The sequence below is a fragment of the Variovorax sp. RA8 genome, from assembly GCF_901827175.1.
Taxonomy (GTDB): domain Bacteria; phylum Pseudomonadota; class Gammaproteobacteria; order Burkholderiales; family Burkholderiaceae_C; genus Variovorax.
This window is the reverse complement of record NZ_LR594663.1, coordinates 267,491-292,800: the sequence shown is the minus strand read 5'-3', so window position 1 is coordinate 292,800 and position 25,310 is coordinate 267,491. Positions and strand designations below refer to the sequence as shown.

The window sequence follows — 25,310 nt, the reverse complement described above, 5'->3', positions numbered from 1 at the left end:
TCAGCCTAGTGAATGCGTTCGAGCAGCTTGCGCAGGTGCTGCGCACCCGTCTTGCCCTTGTAGGCGGCCTTCCAGAGCCTGCCAATCATCTCTTCGTGCATGCGGACGGCCTCGGGCGACGCGGTGACAGTGGCAATGCCATTGCGCACGTTGGGAAGCTCGCCGAGACGAAACGGGCTGACCGCCAGGACGTTGTGCTTCGGGCCAGAGAAAACCTGAAAGGTGGATGCCGGCATGGCGTCGTCGATCAGGCCGATCTGCACGTGGAACGGTTCGCTTTCCATGAGGTCCGCGATGCGGTCCACCTCGCGCCGCGCCGCCTGGACGCGCTCGACACGGACCTCTTCCGGCAAATCCACCCGGCCGACCAATCCGGTGTGCACAAAGCGCTCGAGCTCGCGCAGGCCGATCAAGCTCACGATCTGGGGGCGCCGTTTCTCGAAGAAGGCTCTGCGCTCGGCCATGATCTGCAGCATCTTGTCGATGTCCGCCGCCTTGGGGCCTTTACCGGGTCCTCGCGGCGAGGCTTCGAGCAGCATGGAGCGAAGATGGGGCAGGTAGTCGTCGGAGGTCAGCAACAGCGAGATCGGCTCGAAGTGCGCGAGGATGCGGTCCGACGACTCTTCCAATTGGCGCATGCGTTCGAACAACCCCAGCGCCGTCGAGTAGTACTCGACCTCGACGCCCAGCAACGACGCCACCGATGTGTCAAGCAGGTGGGCCAGGCGCTCCAGGGTTTCGATCTTGACGATCTCGCCCTTTTCGAGTCGATACACGACCGCGCGAGAGACGCCGAGTTGCTCGGCCACATCCTCCGCCAGCAGCGAGGCGCCGATCCGGTAGGCGCGGAGGCGATCGCCCAGCGCCGAATAGTCGATCGACGACTTGAAGGTCTGATTGGCAGCGTCCATCTCGTTTTCCAATGGCTGGATCGAAAAAGATACCATGGATGAAGTCTGGGCATGCTGCATCGGGAACCTTGACGCCTTGTGTCGAGCGTTTCGTTGATGGACAAGCGCCTCAGGAGCTCTCGGCACCCTGCTCGACGAGCGTCCAGGGAAGGAAGGTCCCACCCAGAAAGGGATGAATCGCGCCGCCGCCTGGTAGAAAGATGTCCTCGGGCACTTCTGAAGGGTGCCGCTGCAGCGTGATCCTGCCCTCGTTGAGTCGAAGACCATAGAAGCGCGCGCCGTTCACGCTGGCGAAGGCCTCGAAGCGATCGAGAGCGCCCTCTTCGTCAAACACCATCAGGTAGCTCTGCAAAGCGCCAGGTGCATTGAAGATCCCCGCGCAGCCGCAGCTCGACTCTTTGAGCACGCGCTGGTGAGGCGCGGAATCGGTACCGAGAAAAAAGCGCGGGTCTCCCGAAGTTGCGGCGCGACGCAGTGCCAGCCGGTGCCGCTCGCGCTTGAGTACGGGCAGGCAGTAGTGGTGCGGCCGGATGCCTCCCGTGAACAGGGCATTGCGACTGAAGATGAGGTGCTGCGGAGTCACCGTGGCAGCGAGCCGGCCGCTGGTGTCGGCCGAGACGAAGTCGGCAGCCTCCTCTGTGGTGATGTGCTCCATCACGACCTTGAGAGCCGGGAACTCCATCAGCAAGGGTTGCAGCACGGTCTCGATGAACACCGCCTCGCGGTCGAAGACGTCCACTGTCGGGTCCGTGCTTTCGCCGTGGATCAGCAAGGGCATCCCGATCGCCTGCATGGCCTCGAGCGCCTTGCCGACCTTGGCCGTTGATGTCACGCCGAACTCGGAGTGCGTGGTCGCGCCGGCCGGGTACAACTTGACCGCAGTGAAGACGCCTTCTTCGAACCCCCTGCGCAGTTCGTCGGCTGGGGTCTTGTCGCAGAGGTAGGCGGTCATCAGGGGCGTGAACTGCGCGTCCGGTTCCAGCGCCGCGATGATGCGTTCGCGGTAGGCGCGCGCCAGCGCGGCAGTGGTGACGGGCGGCTTCAGGTTGGGCATCACGATGGCACGGGCGAACTGCCGTGTCGTGTAGCGGAGCACGGCATTCATGGTCTCCCCGTCGCGCAAGTGCACGTGCCAGTCGTCAGGCCGGCGCAGGCTCAAGGTCTGAGTCACGATGGCAGCCTCATGACAGCTGATCGACGGCATGGCCCATCGCCTGTACGCCGAGCATGAAGTCGTCCATGTCCATTGCCTCGTGCGGGTTGTGGGAGCCGTTCTGATTGCGCACGAAGAGCATGCCGCTCGGAATGCCGGCATTGGCGAACAGGGACGCATCGTGGCCGGCTCCGCTAGGGATCACTTCGAATGGCGTGCCTTGCGCACTGCAGGCCTTCGACAGCAGGTTGCAGACGTTCTCGTCCATCGTCGCCGGCGCGCTGAGCAGGCGTCGATCGAACTCGAAGCTCACGCCCCGCTCGCGGCTGATGGCCGTGCATTCGGCACGCATCAGCTGGTAGAAAGCGTCCAGTGTGTCGGTACTCTTGCTGCGCGCTTCGAGGCTGAAGTTGACCTGCCCCGGAATGCGCGAGATCGAATGCTCTGCGGCATCGGTGGAGACGATGCCCGTGGTCACGACCAGGTCGCTGCCACGCTCAAGCAACACGCGCCAGTGCTCGTCGAGCCGCATGATGAGGTCGGCGACGGCAAACATCGCGTCATGGCGCAGCCAGCGCGGCACGACGCCGGAGTGCTGCGCGTCGCCGCGGCAGACGATGCGGTTGTGGCGCACGTTGCCGCGAATGCCCGAGACGACAGCCAACGGCAGCTTCCGCGCGATCATGACCGGCCCCTGCTCGATATGCAGCTCCAGGTACGCCTTGACGCGCGACTTGTCGAGCAGCCCTTGCTGGGCGCCGATCGCGTCCACATCAGCGCCGCACTTCTGCATGCAGTCGGCCAAGGTCTCGTCGGTGGCGCGCCGCTTGAGCTCGAGGTCTGCCTGGCTCACCTTGCCGAGCAGGGCACCCGAGCCCATGTAGGCCTTGCCAAACCAGGCGCTCTCTTCACCACGGAAGGCAATGACCTCCAGCGGCAGCTTGCCGGCGCGGCCGTTGTGCCTTTGCTCGACCAGACAGAGGAGGCCCGCGACGATGCCGGCCAACCCGTCGAAATTGCCGCCCTGCGGCACCGAATCGAGGTGCGAGCCCATCCACACGGCAGGCGCGTCCGCCGGCAGGTCCGGAAGGCGGAAGACCAGGTTGGCAGCGCGATCGGCCTCGACGGAAAGTCCCTCGCTCAGTGCGAATCCCCGCAGGTAGTCGGCTGCAGCCGACTCGCCGCGGCCATAGCTCTCGCGCGTCACGCCGATGCCGTCGAAGGACAGTTCGCGCACATCGCGGAAGAGCTTCTCGGCCGCGGGCCTGAGTGCCAGTAAGCTCATGATCAACCCGACTGCTGCGCGAAACGGAGCCAGCGGTCGGACAGCTGCCTGTCCAGCTTGACCTGGCCCGTGAGGTCGCGGATGCTCTCCACGTCCATCTCACGACAGTATGTGTCCAGCCCATCGATGATCTTTTGCATCGCGCCGGGATCCAGGAAGGAAGCGGTGCCGACTTGAACGGCGCTCGCGCCGGCGAGCATGAACTCGACGGCATCCTCCGCAGTGGAGATGCCGCCGCAGCCGATGATCGGGATCCGGACGCTGCGGTAGCACTGATGCACCATGCGCACCGCAATCGGCTTGATGGCGGGTCCAGACAAGCCTCCCATCACGTTGCCGAGCTTGGGCTTGCGCGTGCGCACGTCGATCGACATGCCCAGCACCGTGTTGCCCATCACCAGTGCGTCTGCTCCAGCCTCTTCGGCGGCCTTGGCGACAACTGCAATGTGCGAGGCGTTGGGCGTGAGCTTGGCCCAGAGCGGATGATCTGTTCGGCGGCGCATTGCGCTCACGACTTTGTAGGTGGTCTCGGGGGTCATCGCGAAGGCCATGCCGTCTGCCTCGAGGTTGGGGCACGAGATGTTGGCCTCGATCACTGCCACCTCCGGCAGCGACATCTCGGCAATGGCTTCAGCGAATTCGTCGACAGTGTCGGCAGAAATGGAGACCACCACCGGAGTGTCGAACTGCGTATAGGGCGGCAGCACGGATTGCCGGTAGTACTGCAGCCCCTTGCTTGGGATGCCGATCGAGTTGAGCATGCCGCTGCAGGTCTCGCTCACGCGTGGTGTCGGATTGCCGGCGCGGCGCTTAGGCGACACGCTCTTGATCACGAGCGCACCCAGGTTGCGAAGGTCCAGCGCCTCGCTGTATTCGATAGCGAAGCAGCCCGAGGCGGGCATCACCGGGTTGCGAAGACTCAGTTCGCCGATCTTGACGTTGAGGTCAGCCAAATTCCACCTCCCCGACGACGTCGCGGATGGGGAACACCGGGCCCTCGCGGCAGACCCGAAGGAATTGCTTGTCGCCGCCAGAGTGGAACAGGCGCACACAGGACAGGCACACGCCCATTCCGCAGGCCATGCGCTGCTCCATGGCAACTTCGCCGCGGGTGCCTGGATAGTCCTCGAGCAAGCGCTGCAGCAGCATGAGGAGGCGGTGGGAGCCGCAGGTGTAGACGACGTCATGGTGCTCGGTGTCGAGCAGGCGGCGCACCAGCGCGTCAACCGCCTCCACCGAGGAAGTGCCGTCGCTGTCGTAGACGCAGTGCACCTCGGCCTCTACGCCGCGCAGGAACTCGTCTTGCATGAGATCCTTCGGCGCCCGCGCCGACATGATCGCGGTGATCTGGATACCAGCGCGCGCAGCGTGCTGCAACAAGGGCGCCATCGTCGCCAGGCCGACTCCACGCGCCACCACCAGGATGCGTTGGCAGCCGGCTTCCAGCACGAAGGTGTTCCCGAGAGGACCGACGATGTCCATGGAGTCGCCCACCTCGAGCCGGGACAGCGCATGGGTGCCGAGGCCGGTCACGTTGTAGAGAAACTCGATCGTGCCGGCCTCCGGCCCAACGCCGTAGACGCTCATGGGGCGCAGCAGAAAGGGCTGCAGATCGCTGGTGCCAGGGCACTTGAGCTGGTAGAACTGGCCGGCCTTGGTGGTGCCGGCGAGGTCGGCCTTGGCGCTCAGGCGCAGGTACTTGTAGCGATTGTTGACCCAGCGGTGCTCGGCGACGTCGCATCGATGCGAGGCGACGCTTTCGGCATTGCGCTGGAAACAGGAGGCGGCGTTCATGGCTTGTCCCGGCTGCGAGGGCTTGGAGCAGGAAGAGGCGAGGGTGGGAGCGGCGGCCGACATGCCGCCGCAAGCAGCGTGCGGCGTCACTCCAGCTCCTTGTCCTTGAGTTCGGGAATCAGGAACAGCGTGGCGATCATGTCCAGCACGTAGATCGCCGCCAACAAGGCGATCGCGGTCTGGAACGAGTAGGCGGTGGCCAGCGCTCCGATCACGACCGGTCCGAAACCACCGACTCCCCGGCCGATGTTGAAGAGCACGTTCTGCGCTGTAGCGCGAGCTTCGGTGGGATAAGCTTCCGATATCAAGGCGCCGTAGCCGCCGAGCATGCCGTTGACAAACATTCCGAGGACGGCGCCAGCCCAAAGCATCGCGACCGGATCGGAGAGCTGCGCATAGGTCAGCACCATCGCAACGGCCCCAGCCTGGAACAGCAGGAAGCTGGGCCTTCGACCGATGCGGTCCGCAAGTTGGCCGAAGACGAAGATGCCGGCCATCATCCCGAGAATGGTGACCGAAGTCCACATGGCTGACTTGGTCAGGCTGAAGCCGAGCTTGCTGGCGAGAAAGCTGGGCATCCAGATCATGATGCCGTAGTAGCCGAAGTTCTGGACCGCGCACAGGATCATGATGCCGAAGCTGGTGCGGGTGGTGCGAGCGTCCTTGACGAGCAGCTTGAAGGCCTTTGTCTTGGAGCCCTTGGCCTTGGCCTTTCGAACGAACACTTCGGGTTCGTGCAGCTTGTTGCGGATGACCCAAGCCACGATAGCCGGAACGACACCCACCAGAAACATGCCGCGCCAACCGATGTGCGGCAAGAGCAGCGGCGTCAGCAGCGCGGCGCCCAGCACGCCGGTCTGCCAGCCGAGCGCGACGTAGGAGGAGACGCGGGCGCGGTGCTTCGCAGGCCAAGCCTCCGCGGCGAGCGCCATGCCGATGCCGAACTCACCGCCCAGGCCGATGCCAGCAATGGTTCTGTAGGCCAGCAAGTCCCAATATCCTTGCGCGAAGGCGCACAGGCCCGTGAAGACGGCGAACAGCATGATCGTCCAGGTCAATACGCGGATACGACCGTAATGGTCGCTGAGCGACCCGAAGATGATGCCGCCGGCCACCGCGCCGACCAGCGTCCACGTGACCAGGGATCCCGCCTGACCCGGCGTGAGGTGCAGGTCGGCCGAGATCGCCGTGAGCATGAAGCCCAGGATCAGCAGGTCGAAGCCGTCCATGGCGTAGCCGATTGCGGACCCGGCAAGGGCCTTCCAGCCGTAGCCGGTCACTTTGTCCTTCTCTGCTGCGCCGTGTGCGGCGCCGGTCGCAGGGATCACTCTTGCTTCCACGTCTTTGTCTCCTTGGCGGGGCGCAGCTCCTGCGCTTTCTGAAGGGCTGATGGGGTGATCGGTTGCCCGATGCCGACCATCAGCTGTTTCGTGTTTCGATACTAGTATCAAAAAAGAGATAATGAAAGAGATTTTGTTGTAGGTGTAAACCCAGCGGTCTGCAAGCACTTCTCCGTGTTCTATCCGCCGGAGGTGGTTGCCACCGGATTCCCCGACATGGAGCTGAAGTCGGCTGTGGAAACAGGCCGTTTCGACGATGAAGGTCGGCGCCTGCGCAAGGATGGGACTCGCTTTTGGGCAAGCGTCGTGATCAGCGCGCTTTTCGATAACACAGGCAAGCACCGCGGGTTCGCCAAGGCGACCCGCGACCTGATCGAGCGGCGGCGGGTCACAGCGCTTGAGGATGAAGGTCGGCGCATTTCGGCCTTCCTGGCCATGTTGGGTCACGAACTGCGCAACCCGTTGACGAAGTCTTTCGCCACGCTTGTAAACGCCACCCAGAGGCGCACAGTGCTGAGTTCGCGCTGAGTCTCTCCGTTATGTCCGCTCGTGCGCAGGAGAGGGCAGACCACTTAAATCTGTTCGCCCGGAAAACTAGGCTTCAAACCTACGCCGCCGCGCGCTCTCCGCACTCAGCGCGGTATGCAGCCGATCGAGGTCCCTCGCGCAGCCTAGAACAGCCCCCTGACGGCGTCGACGGTCGGCTTCGGAGTAGGCGGCCAAGAAGAACAAGGCCGCGACCGGCTACAGTCGGCCGAGCCTGTGTGAAAACGGGTTGAATAGGTGACGGTGCTCGCCTAGATTGTGGCAACGCTACTGAAGGGCAGCCACATGAAGCGATTCATCGAAGGCGAGGATCGACAGCAGGTCACTCTGCTGCCAGAGTGCCTTGACGACTATATAGGCGAAGACAACCCGGTGCGGGTTGTCGATGCCTTCGTCGAGGAACTGGATCTGCATGCACTGGGTTTTGAAGGCGTCGATCCGGCAGCCACCGGCCGACCTTCGTACCACCCCTCGGTCCTGCTGAAGCTCTACATCTACGGCTACCTGAACCGTATCCAATCGAGCCGGCGCCTGGAGCGCGAGGCGCAGCGCAACGTCGAGCTGATGTGGCTCACCGGCCGGCTCGCCCCGGACTTCAAGACCATCGCCGACTTCCGCCACGATAACGGAACCGGTATTCGCAACGTTTGCCGCCGCTTCGTCGGTCTGTGCCGCGACCTCAAGTTGTTCTCTCATGCCATCGTGGCCATCGACGGCAGCAAGTTCAAAGCGGTCAACAGCCGCGATCGCAACTTCACCGCGGGCAAGATCGACGCGCGTCAGCGGCAGATCGAGCAGAGCATCCAGCGATACCTCGACGCCCTGGAGACGGCCGACCGCACGCAACCGGCGGAGGTCGAAGCCAAGACCGAGCGATGCAGGAGAAGATCAAGAAGCTGCGCGAGCAGATGAAGCAGCTCGATCGCACTAAGGAAGAGTTGAAGAAGGAACCCGATGGGCAACGCTCGCTCACCGATCCCGATGCGCGTTCGATGAACTCGCAAGCCAAGGGCTCGGGCCTGGTGGGCTACAACGTGCAGGCGGCGGTCGACGCCAGGCACCACCTGATCGTGGCCCACGAGGTGATCAACGCCGGCCACGACCGCGCACAACTCAGCAACATGGCCAAGGCCGCGCGCGAGGCGATGGGCAAGACCAAGCTGCAGGCCCTCGCCGACCGCGGCTACTTCAACGGCACGGAACTCAAGGCCTGCGAGGACGCTGGTATCACGACCTACGTGCCCAAGCCGATGACCTCGGGCGCCAAGGCCGAGGGACGCTTCGACAAGAGCGACTTCATCTACATCGCGAAGGCTGACGAGTATCAGTGCCCTGCGGGCGAACGGGCCATCTACAGGTTCAGCACGATCGAGAGAAATGGCCTCCAAGCGCGCCTCTACTGGACCAGTGCCTGTCCCTCATGCCCATTGAAAAAGCAGTGCACGACCGGCGACTATCGCCGCATCCGCCGATGGGAGCATGAAGAGATCCTCGAGCGTGTCCAGCAACGCCTCGATCGCAAGCCCGTCGCGATGACGCTGCGAAGGTGCACCGTGGAGCACGTGTTCGGAACACTCAAGCACTGGATGGGCTGGACGCACTTCCTGACGAAGAAGCTGGAGCACGTGAACACTGAGATGAGTCTGCACGTGCTGGCATACAACCTGAAGCGGGTGATCGCGATCCTGGGTATTGCCAGAACGATGAAGGCGGTCAGGCTGGTGGGGGCGTGAGCCTCTTCAAGTGCCCTTCGCAGTTTGCGCAGCGACTCTGCCCCGAGGCAAACCGCTGTCTGTGCGACGGGACCACTGGATGACTCCGTGGCGCCGATGACGACCACAGCGCCGCATGGCCGGCATACTCGCGAGTCAAGAGCCGTTTGCACACGACCTCGGCCAGAACCGGACCTTCCACTCCTCCTTCTAGTTGGATGCCACAGCCTTGAAAGCCATCAAGTCCATCGCCTTTCTAGCCGGCGCCATCGTCATGGCTACGTCATACGCTCAACCTCTTGAACGGTGGCTGCTGCCGGACCCGGACGAGATGGTCAAGGCATCCAACGCCCTCTGTCTCGACCAGGCGAAGTCGACCTTGGTTGCAGGTGCGCTTCGTTCCCAAGGGCGCAGCAAGGCGGAAGTGCTCGCGCTCGTGCCAGAAGCACCAAAGGCTATGTCGTTGCGGGTAGTGAGCGCCATGCGAGAAAGTGTCGAAGACGCGTTCGACTTCCCGGACCTTTCGCCCTATGCCCAGTACTCTTTCCGCTGAGAAGCCTGCTTCCGTGAGACGTTGGGCGGCGTGAGGAAGCGAAGGGGCGAGACGGCTATGTGCGCCAGTTGCAAATCGTTGAGCACGATATGAGAGTAGCCAATCTAAAAATCGAAAACTTCCGCGGTATCCGTGCGAGTGGGCCAGCGTGTTCGGCGATGCGAAGATGACGACGGCGCTGCTGGACCGGCTCACGCATCATTGCCACATCCTGGAGACCGGCAACGACAGCTTCCGCTTCAAGCACAGCTCGGCTCAACCCGTTAAGGCAGACCAACCCAGAAAGAAGGAGAAAACCAAGAACTTCTCCCCACCGTGAGCCGCCAGGCTCGCAAAGAGGGTGGGTCGATATTGGATGGAAATGCCGGGTCAGGATTGCATGGAACTCAACAGCGGTGGATGAATGACCGTTGTGCAAAAAGGGGACTGAGGTTCTCTTTTTTTTGTCTTGAATCGACCCGCCCAGGCTCACGATCGTTGTCTTGAGACCAGGCCGCAGGAGAAGTAGGGAGGCGGGTCGATTGCGGTGGAGCAGATCTCGGCGTGGCGTGCCGGAAGCCTCCTCGGTTGTAACCTCGAGCGATGAACAAGCCCGTCGGCATCTCTGCGGCACTCGAAAGCCCTCCTGTGCCCGAAAGCATGTCCGATGCCGTGGTTGCCGGGTTCCACGCGACAACTCGAGCAGACCATCCGCGAGTACCTGGACATCAACAATGCCAAGCCGAAGTCCTTCGTTTGGTCGAAGACCGCCGAAGACATCCTCGCCAGTGTCGAGAGATTTTGTCTGCGAACTTCTAACTCACCACACTGGAGGCACTGACCTGTCTCAGTGGAGTGAGCAAAAAATCCAAGCCGTAGCCCGGACGTTGAACAACAGGCCACGCAAGACGCTTAGTTGGAAAACGCTGGCTGAGGCTCTCAACGAGTACCTAAAATCTGCTGCTTAAATCGGTGTTGCGACGACTTTTTGAATCCACCTCGTTTTGGCTCGGAGGACGGGCGCAACAGACTGAATCCACAACGCGTGTGTGAGAGTTTTCTGGTCTTCTCCTTCTCGCCCAACGATCTGTACCCCTAGTGGCAGCTTTGCCGGGCCTGTCTCCGTGGGTAAATGTATGCAAGGCAGCCCGAGAAGCGTCCATACACGGTTGAAAGTCGCGTCGCCGGTGTCGTCCAGGCCCAGCGGCGCTTCGCCCCGGGCGCTGAGCGTCAGCAGCACGTCGCAGCCCGCCGATTTGCTTGCGATGCGTTGGCGTCCTTGTCGAGCGACCGCCTGCGCATGCAGATAGCGATCTTGCGGGATGGCAAGGCCTTCGCGCATGCGCAGCGCAAAAGCCTCGCTGAGCCGGTCGGAATGCATGTGAACTTCCCAGGCCATGGCCCGTGCCGCCTCGTAGCGTAGGATCGTCGCGTGTGCGTCATGCAGCGCGTCGAAGGCCGGCGACAGCTCGACTTCGCTCAGCGATGCGCCCGCATCGGCAAGGCGGCCGGCTGCGTGCTCGAGCGCATCGCGCGCCGCCGCATCGGCCGCGGTCCAGCGCGACGTCCGAACCAGGCCGATGACCGGCGGGCGCTCCGCGCGGGCGGCACGCAGTGGGGGGTGGCCGCTCAAGGCGCTGGCCAGCAATGCCACGTCTTCCACGCTGCGACCGAACAGCCCGATGGTGTCGAGGCTCTCCGCCGAGAACTTGAGTCCCGCACGGTTGATCCGGTTGAAGCTCGGCTTGTAGCCGACCACGCCGCAGAAGGCCGCGGGCCGGATGGTCGAGCCGCCGGTCTGCGTGCCGATCGCCAGCGGGACCATGAAGTCGGCGACGGCGGCCGCCGAGCCGCTCGAGGAGCCTCCCGGTGTGTGGTCGAGCGCCAGCGGGTTGCGGGTTTCGCAGGGAGAGATGCTCGCGAATTCCGCGGTGGCCGTCTTGCCGACGACGATCGCGCCCGCGTTGCGCGCGAGCGCCACGCAGGCCGCGTCCCATGGAGGGCGGTGGCCGGCGTAGATCGGCGAGCCGTAGGCGGTGGGCAGGTCGGCGGTGTCGATCACGTCCTTCACACCGATCGGCACGCCGTGCAAGGGGCCGCGCTGCCCGGTCCAGCGGTCGCAGGCGCGTGCCTGCGCCAGCGCGGCGTCCAGATCGAGCGCGGCCCAGGCCCGCACGGCAGGTTCCCTCTGTGCAATGCGCGCCGCGCAGGCGCGCACCAGCGCTTCCGAGCTGAGTTCGCCCCTGGCTATCATCGCGGCGGCCTCGGCGGCGCCCAGCGCGGCCGCGTTCATCGGCTGCCCGGAACGATGCCCGCCGGCAGGCTTTCGATGTGCGTGCAGATCTCGCCCGGGCGTGTCAACCAGATGCGGTCGCGGTGCGCGAGGATGTGCTGCACCACGCGGCGGAACTGACGCAGCCGGTAGGGCTGGCCGAGGATGAAGCTGTGCAGCACGATCGGCATCACCAGCGGGCGCCGCTCGGACTCGGCGAGCATCTCGTCGAACTGGTCGATCAGGTTGTCGCAGAACGATTGCGACGGCGTGCGACGGACCACGCACTCCAGCGAGTCGTTGAGGTCGTGGGAGTAGGGGATCGACAGGATCGGCCCGTTCGCGGTGCGCATCCAGACCGGCTGATCGTCGAGCGGCCAGTCCATCATGTAGCGAAAGCCCGCGGCCTTGAGCAGTTCGAGTGAGCGATGGGTCTGCGAGATGTAGGGGGCCAGCCAACCCGCCGGCGCCACGCCTTCGTGGCGCGCGATCGCCGCGGCGGCCTCCTCGATGCACGCCTTCTCCTGCTGCTCGTCCATGTCACCCTGGCGCTCGGCATTGGTCCTGCCGTGCGCGACGATCTCGTCGCCGCGCTCGCTGAAGGCCTCGATCATCTCCGGACAGTAGTCGTAGAGCTCGGTATTGACCAGCAACGCATAGGGCAGGTCGAAGTCCTGCGCGAGTTCGAGCAGCCGCCAGATGCCGACGCGATTGCCGTAGTCGCGCCAGGCGAAGCTGCGGTGGTTCGGCTGCGGGTGCGGTGCCGCGTAGTCGTTGCCCAGCCCTTCGCCGAACGCGAAATGCTCGACGTTGAGACTCAGGTGGACCGCGAGTCGCCGGCCGCCGGGCCAGCTGTAGTCGGGGCGTTGCGGCAGGGCGTCGTAGTCGTAGCGATCGTGGGTTTTCAGCATGGGGAGTGTGGCGATGGGATTCGCCGCCACTCTAGGCAGGGCGCGCGCGCATGCCCAGGCGGTCCGGCACATGACCTCATCTCGTCTCGTGATGGCGGCGCTGCCGATTCGTTTATCGATGAAAACGAATAATCGATCTTCATTTTCCATTGGAAAAGATGAGTTCGCATTCCTAACATCCGCCGGACTTCAAGAACTTCGGAGATCGGCATTGACGCATTGGGCCATCGGCATCGACATCGGCGGGACCTTCACCGACGTCGTTGCACTCGACTATTCGACTGGCAGGCTGCACAGCCTCAAGGTACTGACCACGCACGATGAGCCGGCGGCGGCCGTGGTCGACGGAGCGAGCCAACTCATCGAGCGCCTCGACATCGATCCGCGCCAGGTCGAGCGGGTCGTGCACGCCACCACGCTTTTCACCAACGCGCTGATCGAGCGGCGTGGTGCCTGCACGGGCCTGCTGGTCACGCGGGGCTTCGGGGACGTGGTGGAGATCGGCAACGAACGCAAGTACGACCTCTACGACCTGCGCATCGAGTCCGCGGCGCCGCTGGTTCCGCGCCATCTGCGCGCCGAGGTCGGCGGGCGGCTGGGCGCGGACGGCGTCGAACTCGAGGCGCCGGATCTCGCACAGGTGAGGCGGGCGGTCGAGGGGTTGGTCGGGCAGGGCGTGCGATCGCTGGCGGTGTGCCTGCTGCATGCCTACGCCAACGATGCCCACGAACGCCAGGTGGCGCAGTTGCTGGCACGGGAGTTCCCGGCGCTCGAGCTCACGCTGTCTTGCGATGTGGCACCGGTGATCCGCGAGTTCGAGCGGATGTCGACCACGGTGGCGAATGCCTATGTGCGACCTCTGGCCAGCGGCTATCTCGACGACCTGGTGCGCCGCCTCGAGGGCATGGGATTGCGCAGCGGCGTCCTGATGATGCTGTCCAGCGGCGGCCTGTCCCACATCGACGAAGCCCGGCGCAGTCCCATCGAACTGCTCGAGTCCGGCCCGGCGGCCGGGGCGATCTCCGCGGCGCACTACAGCTTGCGCGACGAGCAGTCCGATCTGCTCGCCTTCGACATGGGAGGGACCACCGCCAAGCTGTGCCTGGTCGAGAACGGTCGCCCGGCCATTTCCTTCGGCTTCGAGGCGGCGCGGCAGAAACGCTTCGCTGAAGGCAGCGGGCTGCCGGTCCGCATCACCACCGTCGACCTGATCGAGATCGGGGCGGGCGGCGGCAGCATCGCCCACCACGACGCGATGGGGTTGCTCAAGGTGGGGCCGCACAGCGCGGGATCGGAGCCCGGGCCCGCCTGCTACGTCCGCGGCGGCGAGAGCCCGACCGTCACCGATGCCAACCTGGTGCTGGGCTACCTGAACCCGGACTATTTCGCGGGTGGCACGGTTGCCATCGACGCGCGCCTTGCCGGTGCGGCGCTGCAGCGCCTCGGACAACAGCTCGAGCGCGACGCGACCGCCGCGGCATGGGGCGTGCACGACATCGTGGCCGAGAACATGGCCGGCGCCGCACGCGTGCATGTGGCCGAGCGCGGGCGCGATCCACGCGACTTCGTGCTGCTGTGCACCGGTGGCGGCGGGCCGGTGCATTCCTACTACGTGGCCCAAAAGATCGGCGTCAGGACCATCCTGTGCCCCCCGGCGGCAGGGGTGGCATCGGCCTATGGCTTGCTGGTCGCACCGGCGCGCGCCGACCGCTCGCGCACGGTCAGCATCCGGCCCGCGACCGATCCGTTGCAGGCTTTCGAGGCGGCGTTCCAGGCACTGGAATCGCAGGCCCGATCCGCGGTGGACGGCCTGGCGCCCGCCTTCGGACCGGCATCGGTGACGCGGCACGCCGACGGACGCTACGTGGGACAAGGTTTCAATCTCTCGGTACCGCTACCGCCCGGGCCGTACGACCCCGCAGATGCTGCCGGCGCGCAGCGGGTGAGGGCCGCGCTGATCGAGGTGTTCGAAGGCGCCTACCGAGAGAAGTTCGGACGCACGCCGCCCGACGTGCCCATCGAGCTCGTGAACCTGCGCGTCACCGCCGAGGCACCGCCGACCCGTCGCTTCGAGCCCGCGGCGGTCGAAGTGCGCGGGCCGGCCCGACCCAAGGGGGAGCGCCCGGTTTATTTCCGAGAGGCCGGCGGGTATGTGGGCACGCCGATCTACGAGCGTGCCCTGCTGCCGGCGGGTTTCGAGGCCCGCGGGCCGATGGTGATCGAGGACCCGAGTTCGTCGCTGGTGGTCGGGCCGAAGGGTGCAGTGGTGCTGCTGGACAGCGGCAATCTCGTGATCACCATCCAGGAGGAATGAAACCATGAACGCAGCATCCCCATTCTCGGCCGCGACCCTCGCCACCGATCCGGTCTTCCTGGAGATCTTCTGGACGCGCGTGCGCTCGGTCGCGAACGAGGCGGCCAAGCTCATCGTGCGCACCTCGTTCTCGACCTTGTCTTCCGAAGCGAACGACTTCGCGGTCGTGGTCACCGACTCCGAGGGGCGAGCGCTGGCCGAGAACAGCGGCAGCATCCCTTCGTTCATCGGCACCCTGCCGCGCACCGTGAAAGCCGCGCTCGCGCACTTCGGCGCCGCCGCCATGCGCCCCGGCGACATCTACATCACCAACAACCCCTGGATCGGCACCGGTCACCTCAACGACGTCTGCCTGGTCAAGCCGCTCTTCCACGGGGCGGCGCTCGTCGGCTTCGCGGCCACGGCCGGCCATGTGCCCGACATTGGCGGCAAGATCCGTTCGGTCGACGCGCGCGAGCTGTTCGAGGAGGGGCTGCACATCCCGATGATGCGGCTCCTTGACGAAGGGCGGCCGGACGAGTCCCTGCTCGCGCTCATCCGAACCAACGTGCGCACGCCCGAGCAGACCGTCGGCGACATCTGGTCGCAGGTGGGCGCGGTCGAACTGATCGGCCGGCGCATCGACGAGATCCTCGGGGAGTACGCGCTCGAGGGGATCGACGCGCTGGCCGCCGCGTTGTTCGACCGCAGCGAGGCCGCGATGCGCGATGCGATCGCGCAACTGCCCGAAGGCGAGCACCGCTACGAGATGGCCACCGATGGTTTCGGTGAACGCTTCCGCTTCGCGGTCGCCGTGCGCATCCGTGGCGGCGAGATCGAATGCGACTTCGCGGGAAGCTCGGCACAGCAGCCCAAGGCCGTGAATTGCGTGCTGGCCTACACCAGCGCGATGGTCGCCTATGCCGTGAAGTGTCTGCTGCTGCCCGAGCTGCCCAACAACGACGGACTGTTCCGGCCGGTGCGCACGCGCGCACCGGAGGGGTCGATCCTTAATCCGAGGTCGCCGGCGCCCGTGGGCGGCCGCTCGTGCACCGGCCACTACGTGCCGAGCGTGGTCTTCGGCGCGCTGCAGCAGGTACTGCCTTCGCGCGTCATGGCCGGCGTGGGTTCTCCGCTGTGGATCGCCAACCTGAGCGGCACGCGCGACGATGGCAGGCCGTTCGCCACGGTGCTGTTCTTCAATGGCGGAATGGGCGCCACCTCGACCAAGGACGGCGCCTCCGTGATGTCCTGGCCGAGCAACATCTCCTCGACGCCGATCGAGGTGGCGGAACGCGATGCCCCCCTGCAGTTCCGCCGCAAGACGCTGCGCGAGGATTCGGGCGGGCAGGGCCGCTTCCGCGGTGGCCTGGGCCAGGAGGTCTGCTTCGTCAGCCGACATGCGCGGCCGCTGTCGATCGTGTTCCTGACCGAGCGCATCGGCGTGCCCGCGCCGGGCTTGGGCGGTGGAGCGCCGGGCGCACGCGGCGAGGTGCTGATCAACGGCAGTCCGGTCGACACGCGCCTGCCGCACGTGCTGCAGCCTGGCGACGAGGTGGTGCTGCGCACGCCCGGCGGCGGTGGCTGGGGTTCGGCCGCCTCGCGCGATGCCGAGGCGCTCGCGCGCGATCGCCTGCACGGCTACACCGCCGCATAGAGCCGCGCGGCGCCGCGGTCCTCAGGATGGGGCGGCGGGGCGCCGGGCGCGCGCCGCCGTCGATCGCTTCGGCGCCGCCTTCGTCACGCCGTTGGGCAACGTTCCCTGGTCGATCGCTGCCAGCAGCACCTCGAGCAGGCGGTGCGAGGAGGGCGTCAGCGATCGCAGCCGTCGCGTCATGAGGCAGATCTCGCGGCTCAGCACCGGCCGCTCCAGCGGCCGGAAATGAAAGTCGGCGAAACCGGCGAAGGTGGCCGCGAGCGCGGGCACGATCGAGAAACCGCTGCCGCCGTGCAGGTAGGCGAACAGCGAGGTGGTGCTCGAGATCTCGTCGTGACGTCCCTTGAACACGGGCAGTCCTCCCACCTGCTGGCGCAGGAACGACCCGATGCCGGTATCGGGCGTGAATGCCACGAATCCCTCCGACGCAAGCTCGCTCCAGCGCATCGGCTTCGTCGAGCCGGCCAAGGGGGAGTCCGGGTGGCACACCACGCCATAGCGGTCGGCCAGCAGCGGCACGTACTCCAGCTCGTCGTTGTGCTTGTGCTGGCTCGCGATCGCGAAGTCGACCTCGCCGTCGGCCACCAACTGCTCCACGCGCTCGGCACCCGCATCCATCAGGGTCACGGTGATGTCGGGAAAGGTCTTGCGGAACTCTGTGATCGCCGCCATCAGGAAGTGGTAGATGAACGAGGCCGCGGCCGCGATCCGGATGTGGCCGACCTTGCCTTGCCCGTAGGCCTGCAGGTCGGAGATCGCGGTGTCGAACTCGCGCAGGATCTTCCGGGCCGTCGACTGGAAGCGGCTGGCCTCCTCGGTCATGACCACGCGGCGCGTGGTCCGGTCGAACAGCTTCAATCCCACCGCCGACTCCAGCTGTTGGATCGTCGCCGTCAACGACGACTGCGTCACGAACAGGTGCGCCGAGGCCGTCGTGAAGGAACCCGTGTCCGCCAGCTCGGCGAAGGCGCGCAGGTGTCGAAGCGAGACGTTTCTGTGGATGGGCATGTCTTCGGCGAAACAGGTTTATCGGTGGACATGATCAATCTACAACTTTAATCAATTTGTGGCGATGAAAGGCGATTCCTAGAATTTCCGCATTCGAGGTCGAGAGCCACGCATGGAGGCGCACTCGTCGACCCTTTCCTCCTCACATTCATCCGGACCCACGACGCATGTCACTGATCGCCGCACGCCTCGACCGCATCAAGCCGTCTCCCAGTTCCATGGCAGGGCAGCGCGCACGCGAACTGCGCGCCGCCGGGCGCGACATCGTGGGGCTGACGGCCGGCGAGCCGGACTTCGACACGCCCGCCCATGTTTGCGAAGCTGCCGCGCGTGCCATGTCGATGTCGAAGACCAAGTACACCGACGTGGGCGGAACGCCCGAACTCAAGGCGGCGATCCAGGCCAAGTTCCGCCGCGACAACGGCCTTGACTACGAGGCGCGCGAACTGATCGCGAGCACTGGCGCGAAGCAGATCATCTTCAATGCGCTGATGTGCACGGTCGAGGCGGGCGACGAGGTGATCGTGCCGACGCCGTACTGGGTGTCCTATCCCGACATCGTGCTGCTGGCCGAAGGGCGGCCCGTCTTCGTCGAATGCCGCAGCGACAACGGATTCAAGCTGCGCCCGGAAGACCTGGAGCGCGCCATCACGGCGCGCACCAAGTGGCTGGTGCTCAATGCGCCGAACAATCCGAGCGGCGCCATCTACTCGCGCGCCGAGCTGAAGGCGCTGGCCGACGTGCTGCTGCGCCATCCCCAGGTCTGGGTGATGAGCGACGATATCTACGAGCACCTGGTCTACGACGGCGTGCCGTTCCTCACGCTCGCGCAGGTCGAACCCGAGTTGCGGCACAGGACGCTGACACTCAACGGCGTTTCCAAGGCCTATGCCATGACCGGCTGGCGCATCGGCTTCGCGGGCGCGCCGGCCCCTCTGGTCGCCGCGATGGTGAAGCTGCAATCGCAGAGCACCTCGAACCCTTCGTCGATCAGCCAGGCCGCCGCCGTCGAGGCTCTCGACGGGCCGCAGGACCTCATCGCGCAGCGCAACGCGATCCTCCAGGCGCGGCGCGACAAGGTGGTGGCCGCCGTGAATGCCATCCCCGGACTGCATTGCCATGTGCCGCAGGGCGCGTTCTATGCGTTCCCCAGTTGCGCGTCGCTGCTCGGACGCCGGGCCGCCAATGGCCGCGTGCTGCGCAGCGACGACGACTTCGTGATGCACCTGCTCGACGCCGAGGGCCTGGTGGCGTTGCAGGGCGCGGCCTATGGCGCCTCGCCGTTCTTTCGGCTTTCCTTCGCGAGCTCGATGCAGACGCTAGAAGACGGACTGCATCGGCTGCGGCGTGCCTGCGAACGCCTCGACTGAAGCGAACGATCCGGTTTCACCCTGGTTCGTCTCTGGCGAGACGGCCTCACACTCTCAACCACAAGGAAAACAACCATGATGCGCGCGACAAGGATTCTTCTCTCCGGCCTGGCCCTCGCGTTCGCGGCGGCCGGGACGGCCCATGCCGCCGATTTCCCGTCGAAGCCGATGCGCATCGTGGTGCCCTATCCGCCCGGAGGCTCGACCGATGCGCTGGCACGCGTGGCGGCGCAGAAGATCTCGGAGCGCCTGGGGCAGCCGGTGGTGGTCGAGAACCGCCCCGGCGCGAGCGAAGCCATTGCCGCGGCCTACGTGGGCAAGGGCGTGCCCGCGGACGGGCACACGCTGTTCCTCGGCACGTCGACCGCGCTCGCGGTGAATCCGAGCCTCTACAAGCGCCTGTCCTACGATCCGAAGACCGATCTGGTGCCGATCATCCTCGCGGTCAAGGTGCCGAGCGTGGTGGTGGTGAACGCGGCCCTGCCGGTGCAGTCGATGAAGGAACTGAACGACTACCTGAAGACCAGGGGCTGGGAAGCGAACTACGCCTCGGCGGGCAACGGCACCCCCGCGCACCTTGGCGCCGAGCTCTACAAGCGCATGGCGGGAGTGGCGTCGAACCATGTGCCGTACAAGGGCGGTGCGCCCGCGCTGGCCGACCTGACCGGCGGACAGACCACCTACATGATTGCCGTCCTCTCCGAGGCAATGCCGCTGGCGAAGGCCGGCAAGCTGCGCGCGCTCGCCATCACCACCGCGACCCGCATGCCGAACTATCCGAATCTGCCGACGGTTGCCGAATCCGGCGTGCCGGGCTACGAGCTGTCGGGCTGGTACGGCTTCCTGGCACCCGCAGGCACGCCGAAGGAGATCGTCACCCGGCTCAACGAGGTCTTCGATGCGGTGATCAAGGATCCGGAAGTGCAGGCGAAGCTCAGCGACGCCGGCTTCGATTTCAAGGGCGGGCCGCCCGGCGCGCTGAGCGAACTCATGGCCTCCGAGACCGAGAAGTGGCGCAAGGTGATCGTCGATGCCAACATCACGGTCGACTGAAGCAGCGGCCTCGGGCGTGCGCACCACCACGGAAGGCGAGGCCGACGCGCAGCGCGAGATGTTCGAGGCCAGCATCGCGCACCTCGGCCTCGACGTGCCGGCGGACATGCGCGACGAGCTCTTCACCCACTGGCGCTATTTCGTGCAGGCGGGCGAGCGCATGCGGCAGGCCGGCCTGGCGGCGTCCGACGAGCCCTCGCACCGGTTCGATCCGCTCGAGTTCGCGGGGCCCGATCATGCAGGCTGAAACCCATTTCCACGAGCTGCCGATCGTCCGGGCCGGTGCGCTGCTGCGCAGCGGCACGCTGACCTCGACCGCGCTGACGCGGCACAGCCTGGAGCGGATCGCCAGGCTCGATCCGCACCTGAACGCCTTCGTCACGCTCTGCGCGGAGCGCGCGCTGGAGGAGGCCGACGAAGCCGACCGTGACTTGCGGGCCGGCCGCGAGCGCGGGCCGCTGCAGGGCATTCCCTATGGCCTCAAGGACATCTACGACACGGCGGGCATCGCCACCACTTGCCAGTCGCGATTGCTGGCCGGCCGGGTGCCGGGCACCGATGCCGAGGTCCAGGCGCGTCTTCGCGCCGGCGGCGCGGTGCTGCTCGGCAAGATGACCACCTACGAATTCGCGCTCGGCGGGCCGAGCTTCGACCTGCCCGCGCCGCCCGCGCGCAACCCCTGGCACCTCGAGCACATCGCTGGCGGTTCCTCGTCCGGCAGTGCCGTGGCCGTGGCTGCCGGCCTGTGCCGCGTCGGCATGGGGAGCGACACCGCGGGTTCGATCCGCTATCCGGCGGCCGCCTGCGGCACCGTCGGGCTCAAGCCGAGCTACGGGCTCGTGCCGCGCAGCGGCGTGTTCCCGCTGGCCTGGTCGCTGGATCACTGCGGCCCGCTGACCTGGGACGTCGAGGACTGCGCCGCGGTGATGTCGGTGGTGGCGGGCCACGATGCGCGCGACCCCGCAAGCCGCGGGGTGCCGGCGCCGCCGTTCATGCAGCGCTTGAACGAGGGCGTCGAAGGCCTGCGCATCGGCGTGGTGCGCCATTACTACGAGCGCGAGGGCGCGGCCGATGCAGCGACGGTCGAGGCCATCGACGGGGCGCTCGCGGTGCTGGAGCGCGCGGGCGCGGTGATCGAGGACGTGGAACTGCCCGACTACGAACTCTTCAATGCCGCGGCCCGAACGCTGCAGTACGCCGAGGCCTACGCGATCCACGAGCGCGACCTGCGCGCGCACGGCGATCTCTATGGCCGCATCTGCCGGCTGCGGCTGCTGTTGGGCGCGTTCATTCCGGCGAGCGACCTGGTTCAGGCGCAACGGGTGCGTCGCCAGCTCGCCGCGATCCTGAATCGCCAGGTCCTCGGTCGCTTCGATGCATTGGTCACCGCCTGCACGCTGGGCCCGGCGCTGCGTTTCGACGAGGCGAAGGCCAACCCGAACTCGCCGATCCAGGCCACGCCGTTCAACCTCACGGGCAATCCAGCGCTGGTGCTGCCAATCGGCCTGTCGCCCGAGGGGCTGCCACTGTCGGTGCAGCTCGTGGGGCGGCTGTTCGACGATCCGCTGCTGCTGCGCATCGGTCGCACGCTCGAGGATGCGCAGCCGGTCAAGGCGCGTCCCACCGCGTCGCTGCGGCTGGACCGCGGCTGACCTGAATCGGTCATTCCCAGGCGCCGGGGCCATCCGGCGATGTCCCTCTTTCCGAAAGCCCGCGATGGAACTTCGGCAACTGCGCTATTTCGTCCGCATCGTCGAGCTCGGCAGCATGGGCCGCGCGGCGATCGACCTCGATGTCGTCCAGTCGGCCCTGAGCCAGCAGATCAGCCGGCTCGAGTCGGAGCTCAGCACGCGGCTGCTGCAGCGCACGGGCAGGGGCACGACGCCGACCGAGGCCGGCCTGGCCTTCTTTGCGGAGGCCCAGCTCACGCTGCGCCATTCCGACCAGGCGGTGCTGGTCGCCAAGCATGCGCGGCTCATGGGTGCGGTCAGTGTGGGCATGGCCCCGACCACTGCATCCGTGCTCGGCATGCCGTTCATGCAGGCGATGCGCGAGCGCTATCCCGACGTGCGGCTGCACCTGGTCGAGGGCATGTCGGGGCACCTGGCCACGATGCTCAATGCCCGCAAGATCGATTTGGCGTTGGCTTTCAACGCGCAGGAAGCGCCGCGCTGGAGCGTGACGCCACTGCTCGAGGAGCAACTGCTCTTCATCCGTGCGCGCCGTGGCGGGGAGGCGGCGTCGCAAGCCGTCGGCGTCATCGAGATGGCCGAACTGGCGCGCGAGCCATTGATCCTCCCGACGGCGCCACACGGCCTGCGTCGCACCATCGATGCCGCCTGCCAGCGCGCGCGCGTGGTGCCCAACCTGATCGCCGAGATCGATTCCCTGTCGATCCTGATGGCCTCCGTCGAGGCCGGGCTCGGCGGCACCGTGCAGCCCGGTGCCGCGCTGGGGCGCTATGCCGATGCGATCCAAAGTTTCCACATCGCGCCGCTGGCCGACAAGGCCGCGCGACGGCAAAACGCGGTCGCCAGCCTGCCTGAGGGCGAATTGGCGCCCGCCGCGCTGGCGGTGCGCATCGTGTTGATAGACACCGCGCGCACGCTGGTGAAGGCCGGCCGCTGGCCGGGCGCGACGCTGCTGGACTAGCTCTGCCATCTCGGATCGAGATGAGGCCATGCGACTTCAGGCCTGAGCAGAACGGGGACGCTTTCCTAGAGTACGCGTCGACCCGTAGCAGCCCGAAGTTCTGGAGACATGAAGCAAAGAACCGTCATCGACCCGATGCGTCGATCCTCCGCGAAAGCCATGCCGGACGTCCTCGTCGTCGGCGGCGGCAATGCCGCGCTGTGCGCCGCCCTGATGGCGCGCCAGGCCGGCGCTTCGGTGCTGCTGCTGGAGGCCTCGCCCAGAGAATGGCGCGGCGGCAACTCGCAGCACACCCGCAACCTGCGCTGCATGCACGACGCGCCGCAGGACGTGCTGGTCGATGCCTACCCTGAAGAGGAGTACTGGCAGGACCTGCTGAAGGTGACGGGCGGCCTCACCGACGAGCGCCTCGCGCGGCTCGTGATCCGCGCCTCGTCGAACTGCCGCGACTGGATGCGCAGCCACGGTGTGCACTTCCAGCCGCCGCTGTCGGGCGCGCTGCACGTGGCGCGCACCAATGCCTTCTTCATGGGCGGCGGCAAGGCGCTGGTCAATGCCTATTTCCGCAGCGCCGAAAGGCTCGGCGTGCAGATCCGCTACGACACGCCCGTGGCCTCGGTCGAGCTCGACGGCGAGCGCTTCGTGGCCGTGCGCACCGAGGCCGGCGAACGCATCGCGGCGAAGAGCTGCGTGCTCGCGGCCGGCGGCTTCGAGTCGAACCGCGAATGGCTGCGCGAGGCCTGGGGCCAGAACGAGCGCGGCGAATGGCCGGCCGACAACTTCCTGATCCGCGGAACACGCTTCAACCAGGGCGTGCTGCTCAAGCACATGATCGCCGCGGGCGCCGACAGCATCGGCGATCCCTCGCAGGGCCACATGGTCGCCATCGATGCGCGCGCGCCGCTCTACGACGGCGGCATCTGCACGCGCATCGACTGCGTCTCGCTCGGCGTGGTGGTCAATCGCGAAGCACTCCGCTTCTACGACGAGGGCGAGGACTTCTGGCCCAAGCGCTATGCGATCTGGGGCCGGCTGGTGGCACAGCAGCCCGGGCAGATCGCCTGGTCGATCATCGACCAGAAGGCGGTCGGCCGCTTCATGCCGCCGGTGTTCACCGGCACGCAGGCGAACACGCTCGGCGAACTCGCACAGAAGATCGGCCTGGACGAAGCCACCTTCGTGCGCACCGTGCAGGACTACAACGCCGCCTGCCGCGTCGGCCGCTTCGACCACACCGCGCTCGACGACTGCCACACCGAGGGCCTCGCACCGGCCAAGACGCACTGGGCGCGCCCGCTCGACACCGCGCCGTTTTATGCCTACCCGGTCCGCCCCGGCATCACCTTCACCTACCTGGGCCTGAAGGTGGACGAGACCGCGGCCGTGCTCTTCGGCGGCCGGCCCAGCCCCAACCTGTTCGTGGCCGGCGAAATGATGGCCGGCAACGTGCTCGGCAAGGGTTACACGGCGGGCGTCGGCATGAGCATCGGCACGGCCTTCGGCCGCATCGCCGGCACCCAGGCCGCGCGCGCGGCCAGGAACCTTTCGAAGCATTCCCCGGAGACCCCTCTTGCAGCAGCTCACTGATCTCGTCGCACGCGCGCGTGCCGATGCGGACGGCATCGGCGCCACCCCGTCGCGCGTGATCCCGATCCAGCCCGCCCTTCCGCTGACCGCCCCCGAGGGCGAGGTCGCGCGCATCCTGCAGATCTGCAACGCCTGCCGCTACTGCGAGGGCTTCTGCGCCGTGTTCCCCGCGATGACGCGGCGGCTCGAGTTCGGCAAGGCCGACACGCACTACCTGGCCAACCTCTGCCACAACTGCGGCGCCTGCCTGCATGCCTGCCAGTACGCGCCGCCGCACGAGTTCGCGGTCAACGTGCCGCAGGCCATGGCCCAGGTGCGCGTGCAGACCTACCACGACTACGCCTGGCCCGCCGCGATGGGCTCGCTCTACGAGAAGGCCGGGCTCACGGTCGCGCTGGCCCTGGCCGGCGGCCTCGCGCTGTTCCTGGTGCTCGCGGTCGCGATGAGCGGCTCGCTGCTGCACGAGCCGTTGGCCGGCAACTTCTACGCGATCTTCCCGCACAACTTCCTCGCGCTGGTGTTCGGCGCGGTGTCGCTGTTCGTGCTGCTCGCGCTGGCGCTGGGCGTGCGGCGCTTCTGGCGCGAGGTCTCGCCGGCCAACGACCCCGGCAACGCGCCGGCCATGGCGGGCGTGCGCGGGCCCGCGAGCGCGGAAGCGGCGCACGATGCGCTGCGCCTGAAGTACCTCGGCGGCGGCCACGGCGAGGGCTGCAACAACGAGGACGACCGCTTCACGCTGTGGCGCCGGCGCTTCCACCACTTCACCTTCTACGGCTTCATGCTGTGCTTCGCCTCGACCTGCGTGGCCACGCTCTACCACTACCTGTTCGACCTGCATGCGCCCTATGCGCTGACCAGCTTGCCGGTGCTGCTGGGCACCGCCGGCGGCATCGGCCTGGTGGTCGGCCCGATCGGCCTCTTGTGGCTCAACCTGCGGCGCGACCCGGCGCATGGCGACGTCGCGCAGCGGCCCATGGACCGCGGCTTCATCGCGCTGCTGCTGCTGACCAGCCTCACCGGCCTGGCGCTGCTGGCCTGGCGCGACACGCAGTTCATGGCGCTGCTGCTGGCCGTGCACCTGGGCGTGGTGATGGCGCTGTTCCTCACGCTGCCCTACGGCAAGTTCGCGCACGGCATCTTCCGCTGCGCGGCGCTCTTGAAGTTCGCGATCGAGAAGCGCCTGCCCAGCCGCCTGCAGCTCGGCGCCGACTGAACCCCCACCCGATATCGAAGA

Annotated in this window: 19 protein-coding genes and 5 pseudogenes; 15 read left to right on the top strand and 9 right to left on the bottom strand. The window is 66.5% G+C overall.

The annotated features are described in order from the left end of the window. Positions 1-5: 5 nt before the first annotated feature. The 6 genes from E5P3_RS32385 to E5P3_RS32360 form a co-directional block, all read right to left on the bottom strand. Complete coding sequence (locus E5P3_RS32385; protein ID WP_162590288.1) at positions 6-911, bottom strand: helix-turn-helix domain-containing protein; 906 nt, start codon at positions 909-911, stop codon at positions 6-8. Between the two features lie 109 nt (positions 912-1,020). After that, a complete protein-coding gene (gene pyrC, locus E5P3_RS32380; protein WP_162590152.1) occupies positions 1,021-2,082 on the bottom strand; it encodes a dihydroorotase in 1,062 nt (353 codons plus the stop codon). 10 nt (positions 2,083-2,092) lie between these two features. After that, complete coding sequence (locus E5P3_RS32375) at positions 2,093-3,349, bottom strand: Zn-dependent hydrolase (RefSeq protein ID WP_162590151.1); 1,257 nt, start codon at positions 3,347-3,349, stop codon at positions 2,093-2,095. Positions 3,350-3,351: 2 nt separating this feature from the next. After that, on the bottom strand, positions 3,352-4,302 hold the full coding sequence (locus E5P3_RS32370; RefSeq protein ID WP_162590150.1) for a dihydroorotate dehydrogenase: 951 nt from the start codon (positions 4,300-4,302) through the stop codon (positions 3,352-3,354). After that, complete coding sequence (locus E5P3_RS32365; protein WP_162590287.1) at positions 4,295-5,143, bottom strand: dihydroorotate dehydrogenase electron transfer subunit; 849 nt, start codon at positions 5,141-5,143, stop codon at positions 4,295-4,297. The genes E5P3_RS32370 and E5P3_RS32365 overlap by 8 nt, the downstream gene beginning before the upstream one ends. 86 nt (positions 5,144-5,229) lie before the next feature. Further along, positions 5,230-6,423: an MFS transporter gene (locus tag E5P3_RS32360; RefSeq protein ID WP_269474020.1), complete on the bottom strand. Its 1,194-nt coding sequence runs from the start codon at positions 6,421-6,423 to the stop codon at positions 5,230-5,232. A gap of 222 nt (positions 6,424-6,645) precedes the next feature. Here E5P3_RS32360 and E5P3_RS32355 point away from each other — a divergent pair. The 6 genes and pseudogenes from E5P3_RS32355 to E5P3_RS32335 form a co-directional block, all read left to right on the top strand. Beyond that, positions 6,646-6,951, top strand: a pseudogene (locus tag E5P3_RS32355) (PAS domain S-box protein); the annotation flags it as partial. Positions 6,952-7,314: 363 nt separating this feature from the next. Further along, a pseudogene (locus E5P3_RS32350) lies at positions 7,315-8,762 on the top strand (IS1182 family transposase). Between the two features lie 208 nt (positions 8,763-8,970). Next, on the top strand, positions 8,971-9,294 hold the full coding sequence (locus E5P3_RS32345) for a hypothetical protein (RefSeq protein WP_162590149.1): 324 nt from the start codon (positions 8,971-8,973) through the stop codon (positions 9,292-9,294). 136 nt (positions 9,295-9,430) lie between these two features. Next, positions 9,431-9,613 (top strand): annotated as a pseudogene (locus tag E5P3_RS32340) (ATP-binding protein); the annotation flags it as partial. Between the two features lie 345 nt (positions 9,614-9,958). After that, a pseudogene (locus E5P3_RS35975) lies at positions 9,959-10,114 on the top strand (IS630 family transposase); the annotation flags it as partial. Beyond that, positions 10,107-10,241: pseudogene (locus tag E5P3_RS32335) on the top strand (IS30 family transposase); the annotation flags it as partial. The pseudogenes E5P3_RS35975 and E5P3_RS32335, both read left to right, overlap by 8 nt. On the opposite strand, the gene E5P3_RS32330 reads toward E5P3_RS32335, so the two are convergent. Both E5P3_RS32330 and E5P3_RS32325 read right to left on the bottom strand, forming a co-directional pair. Further along, positions 10,238-11,566 carry an amidase gene (locus tag E5P3_RS32330; RefSeq protein WP_162590148.1) on the bottom strand — a complete coding sequence of 443 codons (1,329 nt, stop codon included), beginning with the start codon at positions 11,564-11,566 and terminating at the stop codon, positions 10,238-10,240. The pseudogene E5P3_RS32335 and the gene E5P3_RS32330 sit on opposite strands and share 4 nt — an antisense overlap. Beyond that, a complete protein-coding gene (locus E5P3_RS32325) occupies positions 11,563-12,456 on the bottom strand; it encodes a polysaccharide deacetylase family protein (protein WP_162590147.1) in 894 nt (297 codons plus the stop codon). Before E5P3_RS32325 ends, E5P3_RS32330 begins: the two co-directional genes overlap by 4 nt. Positions 12,457-12,667: 211 nt before the next feature. Between E5P3_RS32325 and E5P3_RS32320 the strand changes: the two genes are divergently transcribed. Next, on the top strand, positions 12,668-14,770 hold the full coding sequence (locus E5P3_RS32320) for a hydantoinase/oxoprolinase family protein (RefSeq protein ID WP_232073572.1): 2,103 nt from the start codon (positions 12,668-12,670) through the stop codon (positions 14,768-14,770). A gap of 4 nt (positions 14,771-14,774) precedes the next feature. Further along, positions 14,775-16,406: a hydantoinase B/oxoprolinase family protein gene (locus tag E5P3_RS32315; RefSeq protein ID WP_162590145.1), complete on the top strand. Its 1,632-nt coding sequence runs from the start codon at positions 14,775-14,777 to the stop codon at positions 16,404-16,406. A gap of 21 nt (positions 16,407-16,427) precedes the next feature. On the opposite strand, the gene E5P3_RS32310 is transcribed toward E5P3_RS32315, so the two are convergent. Beyond that, positions 16,428-17,414 carry a LysR family transcriptional regulator gene (locus E5P3_RS32310; protein ID WP_232073570.1) on the bottom strand — a complete coding sequence of 329 codons (987 nt, stop codon included), beginning with the start codon at positions 17,412-17,414 and terminating at the stop codon, positions 16,428-16,430. A 167-nt stretch (positions 17,415-17,581) separates the two neighbouring features. On the opposite strand from E5P3_RS32310, the gene E5P3_RS32305 reads away from it, so the two are divergent. The 7 genes from E5P3_RS32305 (at position 17,582) to tcuB (ending at position 25,289) form a co-directional block, all read left to right on the top strand. Next, on the top strand, positions 17,582-18,784 hold the full coding sequence (locus E5P3_RS32305; RefSeq protein ID WP_162590144.1) for a pyridoxal phosphate-dependent aminotransferase: 1,203 nt from the start codon (positions 17,582-17,584) through the stop codon (positions 18,782-18,784). A 75-nt stretch (positions 18,785-18,859) separates the two neighbouring features. Further along, positions 18,860-19,837 (top strand): Bug family tripartite tricarboxylate transporter substrate binding protein, encoded by a 978-nt coding sequence (locus E5P3_RS32300; protein ID WP_162590143.1) that lies wholly within the window; start codon positions 18,860-18,862, stop codon positions 19,835-19,837. Then, a complete protein-coding gene (locus tag E5P3_RS32295) occupies positions 19,815-20,084 on the top strand; it encodes a hypothetical protein (protein WP_162590142.1) in 270 nt (89 codons plus the stop codon). Before E5P3_RS32300 ends, E5P3_RS32295 begins: the two co-directional genes overlap by 23 nt. Then, complete coding sequence (locus tag E5P3_RS32290; RefSeq protein ID WP_162590141.1) at positions 20,074-21,489, top strand: amidase; 1,416 nt, start codon at positions 20,074-20,076, stop codon at positions 21,487-21,489. Before E5P3_RS32295 ends, E5P3_RS32290 begins: the two co-directional genes overlap by 11 nt. 64 nt (positions 21,490-21,553) lie before the next feature. Further along, positions 21,554-22,489, top strand: a complete 936-nt coding sequence (locus tag E5P3_RS32285; protein WP_162590140.1) for a LysR family transcriptional regulator — start codon at positions 21,554-21,556, stop codon at positions 22,487-22,489. Between the two features lie 159 nt (positions 22,490-22,648). Further along, a complete protein-coding gene (gene tcuA, locus E5P3_RS32280; RefSeq protein ID WP_162590282.1) occupies positions 22,649-24,076 on the top strand; it encodes an FAD-dependent tricarballylate dehydrogenase TcuA in 1,428 nt (475 codons plus the stop codon). Next, positions 24,060-25,289, top strand: coding sequence for a tricarballylate utilization 4Fe-4S protein TcuB (gene tcuB, locus E5P3_RS32275; protein ID WP_443083303.1), 1,230 nt, complete (start codon positions 24,060-24,062; stop codon positions 25,287-25,289). The genes tcuA and tcuB overlap by 17 nt, the downstream gene beginning before the upstream one ends. The last annotated feature ends 21 nt before the right edge of the window (positions 25,290-25,310 follow it).

What these genes read in the sequence shown, in the direction of transcription:
- E5P3_RS32300 (WP_162590143.1), top strand. Translation starts at nt 18,860, where the DNA reads ATGATGCGCGCGACAAGGATTCTTCTCTCCGGCCTGGCCCTCGCGTTC.
- E5P3_RS32290 (WP_162590141.1), top strand. Translation starts at nt 20,074, where the DNA reads ATGCAGGCTGAAACCCATTTCCACGAGCTGCCGATCGTCCGGGCCGGT.
- E5P3_RS32365 (WP_162590287.1), bottom strand. Translation starts at nt 5,143, where the DNA reads ATGAACGCCGCCTCCTGTTTCCAGCGCAATGCCGAAAGCGTCGCCTCG.
- E5P3_RS32315 (WP_162590145.1), top strand. Translation starts at nt 14,775, where the DNA reads ATGAACGCAGCATCCCCATTCTCGGCCGCGACCCTCGCCACCGATCCG.
- E5P3_RS32295 (WP_162590142.1), top strand. Translation starts at nt 19,815, where the DNA reads ATGCCAACATCACGGTCGACTGAAGCAGCGGCCTCGGGCGTGCGCACC.
- E5P3_RS32385 (WP_162590288.1), bottom strand. Translation starts at nt 911, where the DNA reads ATGGACGCTGCCAATCAGACCTTCAAGTCGTCGATCGACTATTCGGCG.
- E5P3_RS32330 (WP_162590148.1), bottom strand. Translation starts at nt 11,566, where the DNA reads ATGAACGCGGCCGCGCTGGGCGCCGCCGAGGCCGCCGCGATGATAGCC.
- E5P3_RS32325 (WP_162590147.1), bottom strand. Translation starts at nt 12,456, where the DNA reads ATGCTGAAAACCCACGATCGCTACGACTACGACGCCCTGCCGCAACGC.
- E5P3_RS32375 (WP_162590151.1), bottom strand. Translation starts at nt 3,349, where the DNA reads ATGAGCTTACTGGCACTCAGGCCCGCGGCCGAGAAGCTCTTCCGCGAT.
- E5P3_RS32305 (WP_162590144.1), top strand. Translation starts at nt 17,582, where the DNA reads ATGTCACTGATCGCCGCACGCCTCGACCGCATCAAGCCGTCTCCCAGT.
- tcuA (WP_162590282.1), top strand. Translation starts at nt 22,649, where the DNA reads ATGCCGGACGTCCTCGTCGTCGGCGGCGGCAATGCCGCGCTGTGCGCC.
- E5P3_RS32285 (WP_162590140.1), top strand. Translation starts at nt 21,554, where the DNA reads ATGGAACTTCGGCAACTGCGCTATTTCGTCCGCATCGTCGAGCTCGGC.
- E5P3_RS32310 (WP_232073570.1), bottom strand. Translation starts at nt 17,414, where the DNA reads ATGCCCATCCACAGAAACGTCTCGCTTCGACACCTGCGCGCCTTCGCC.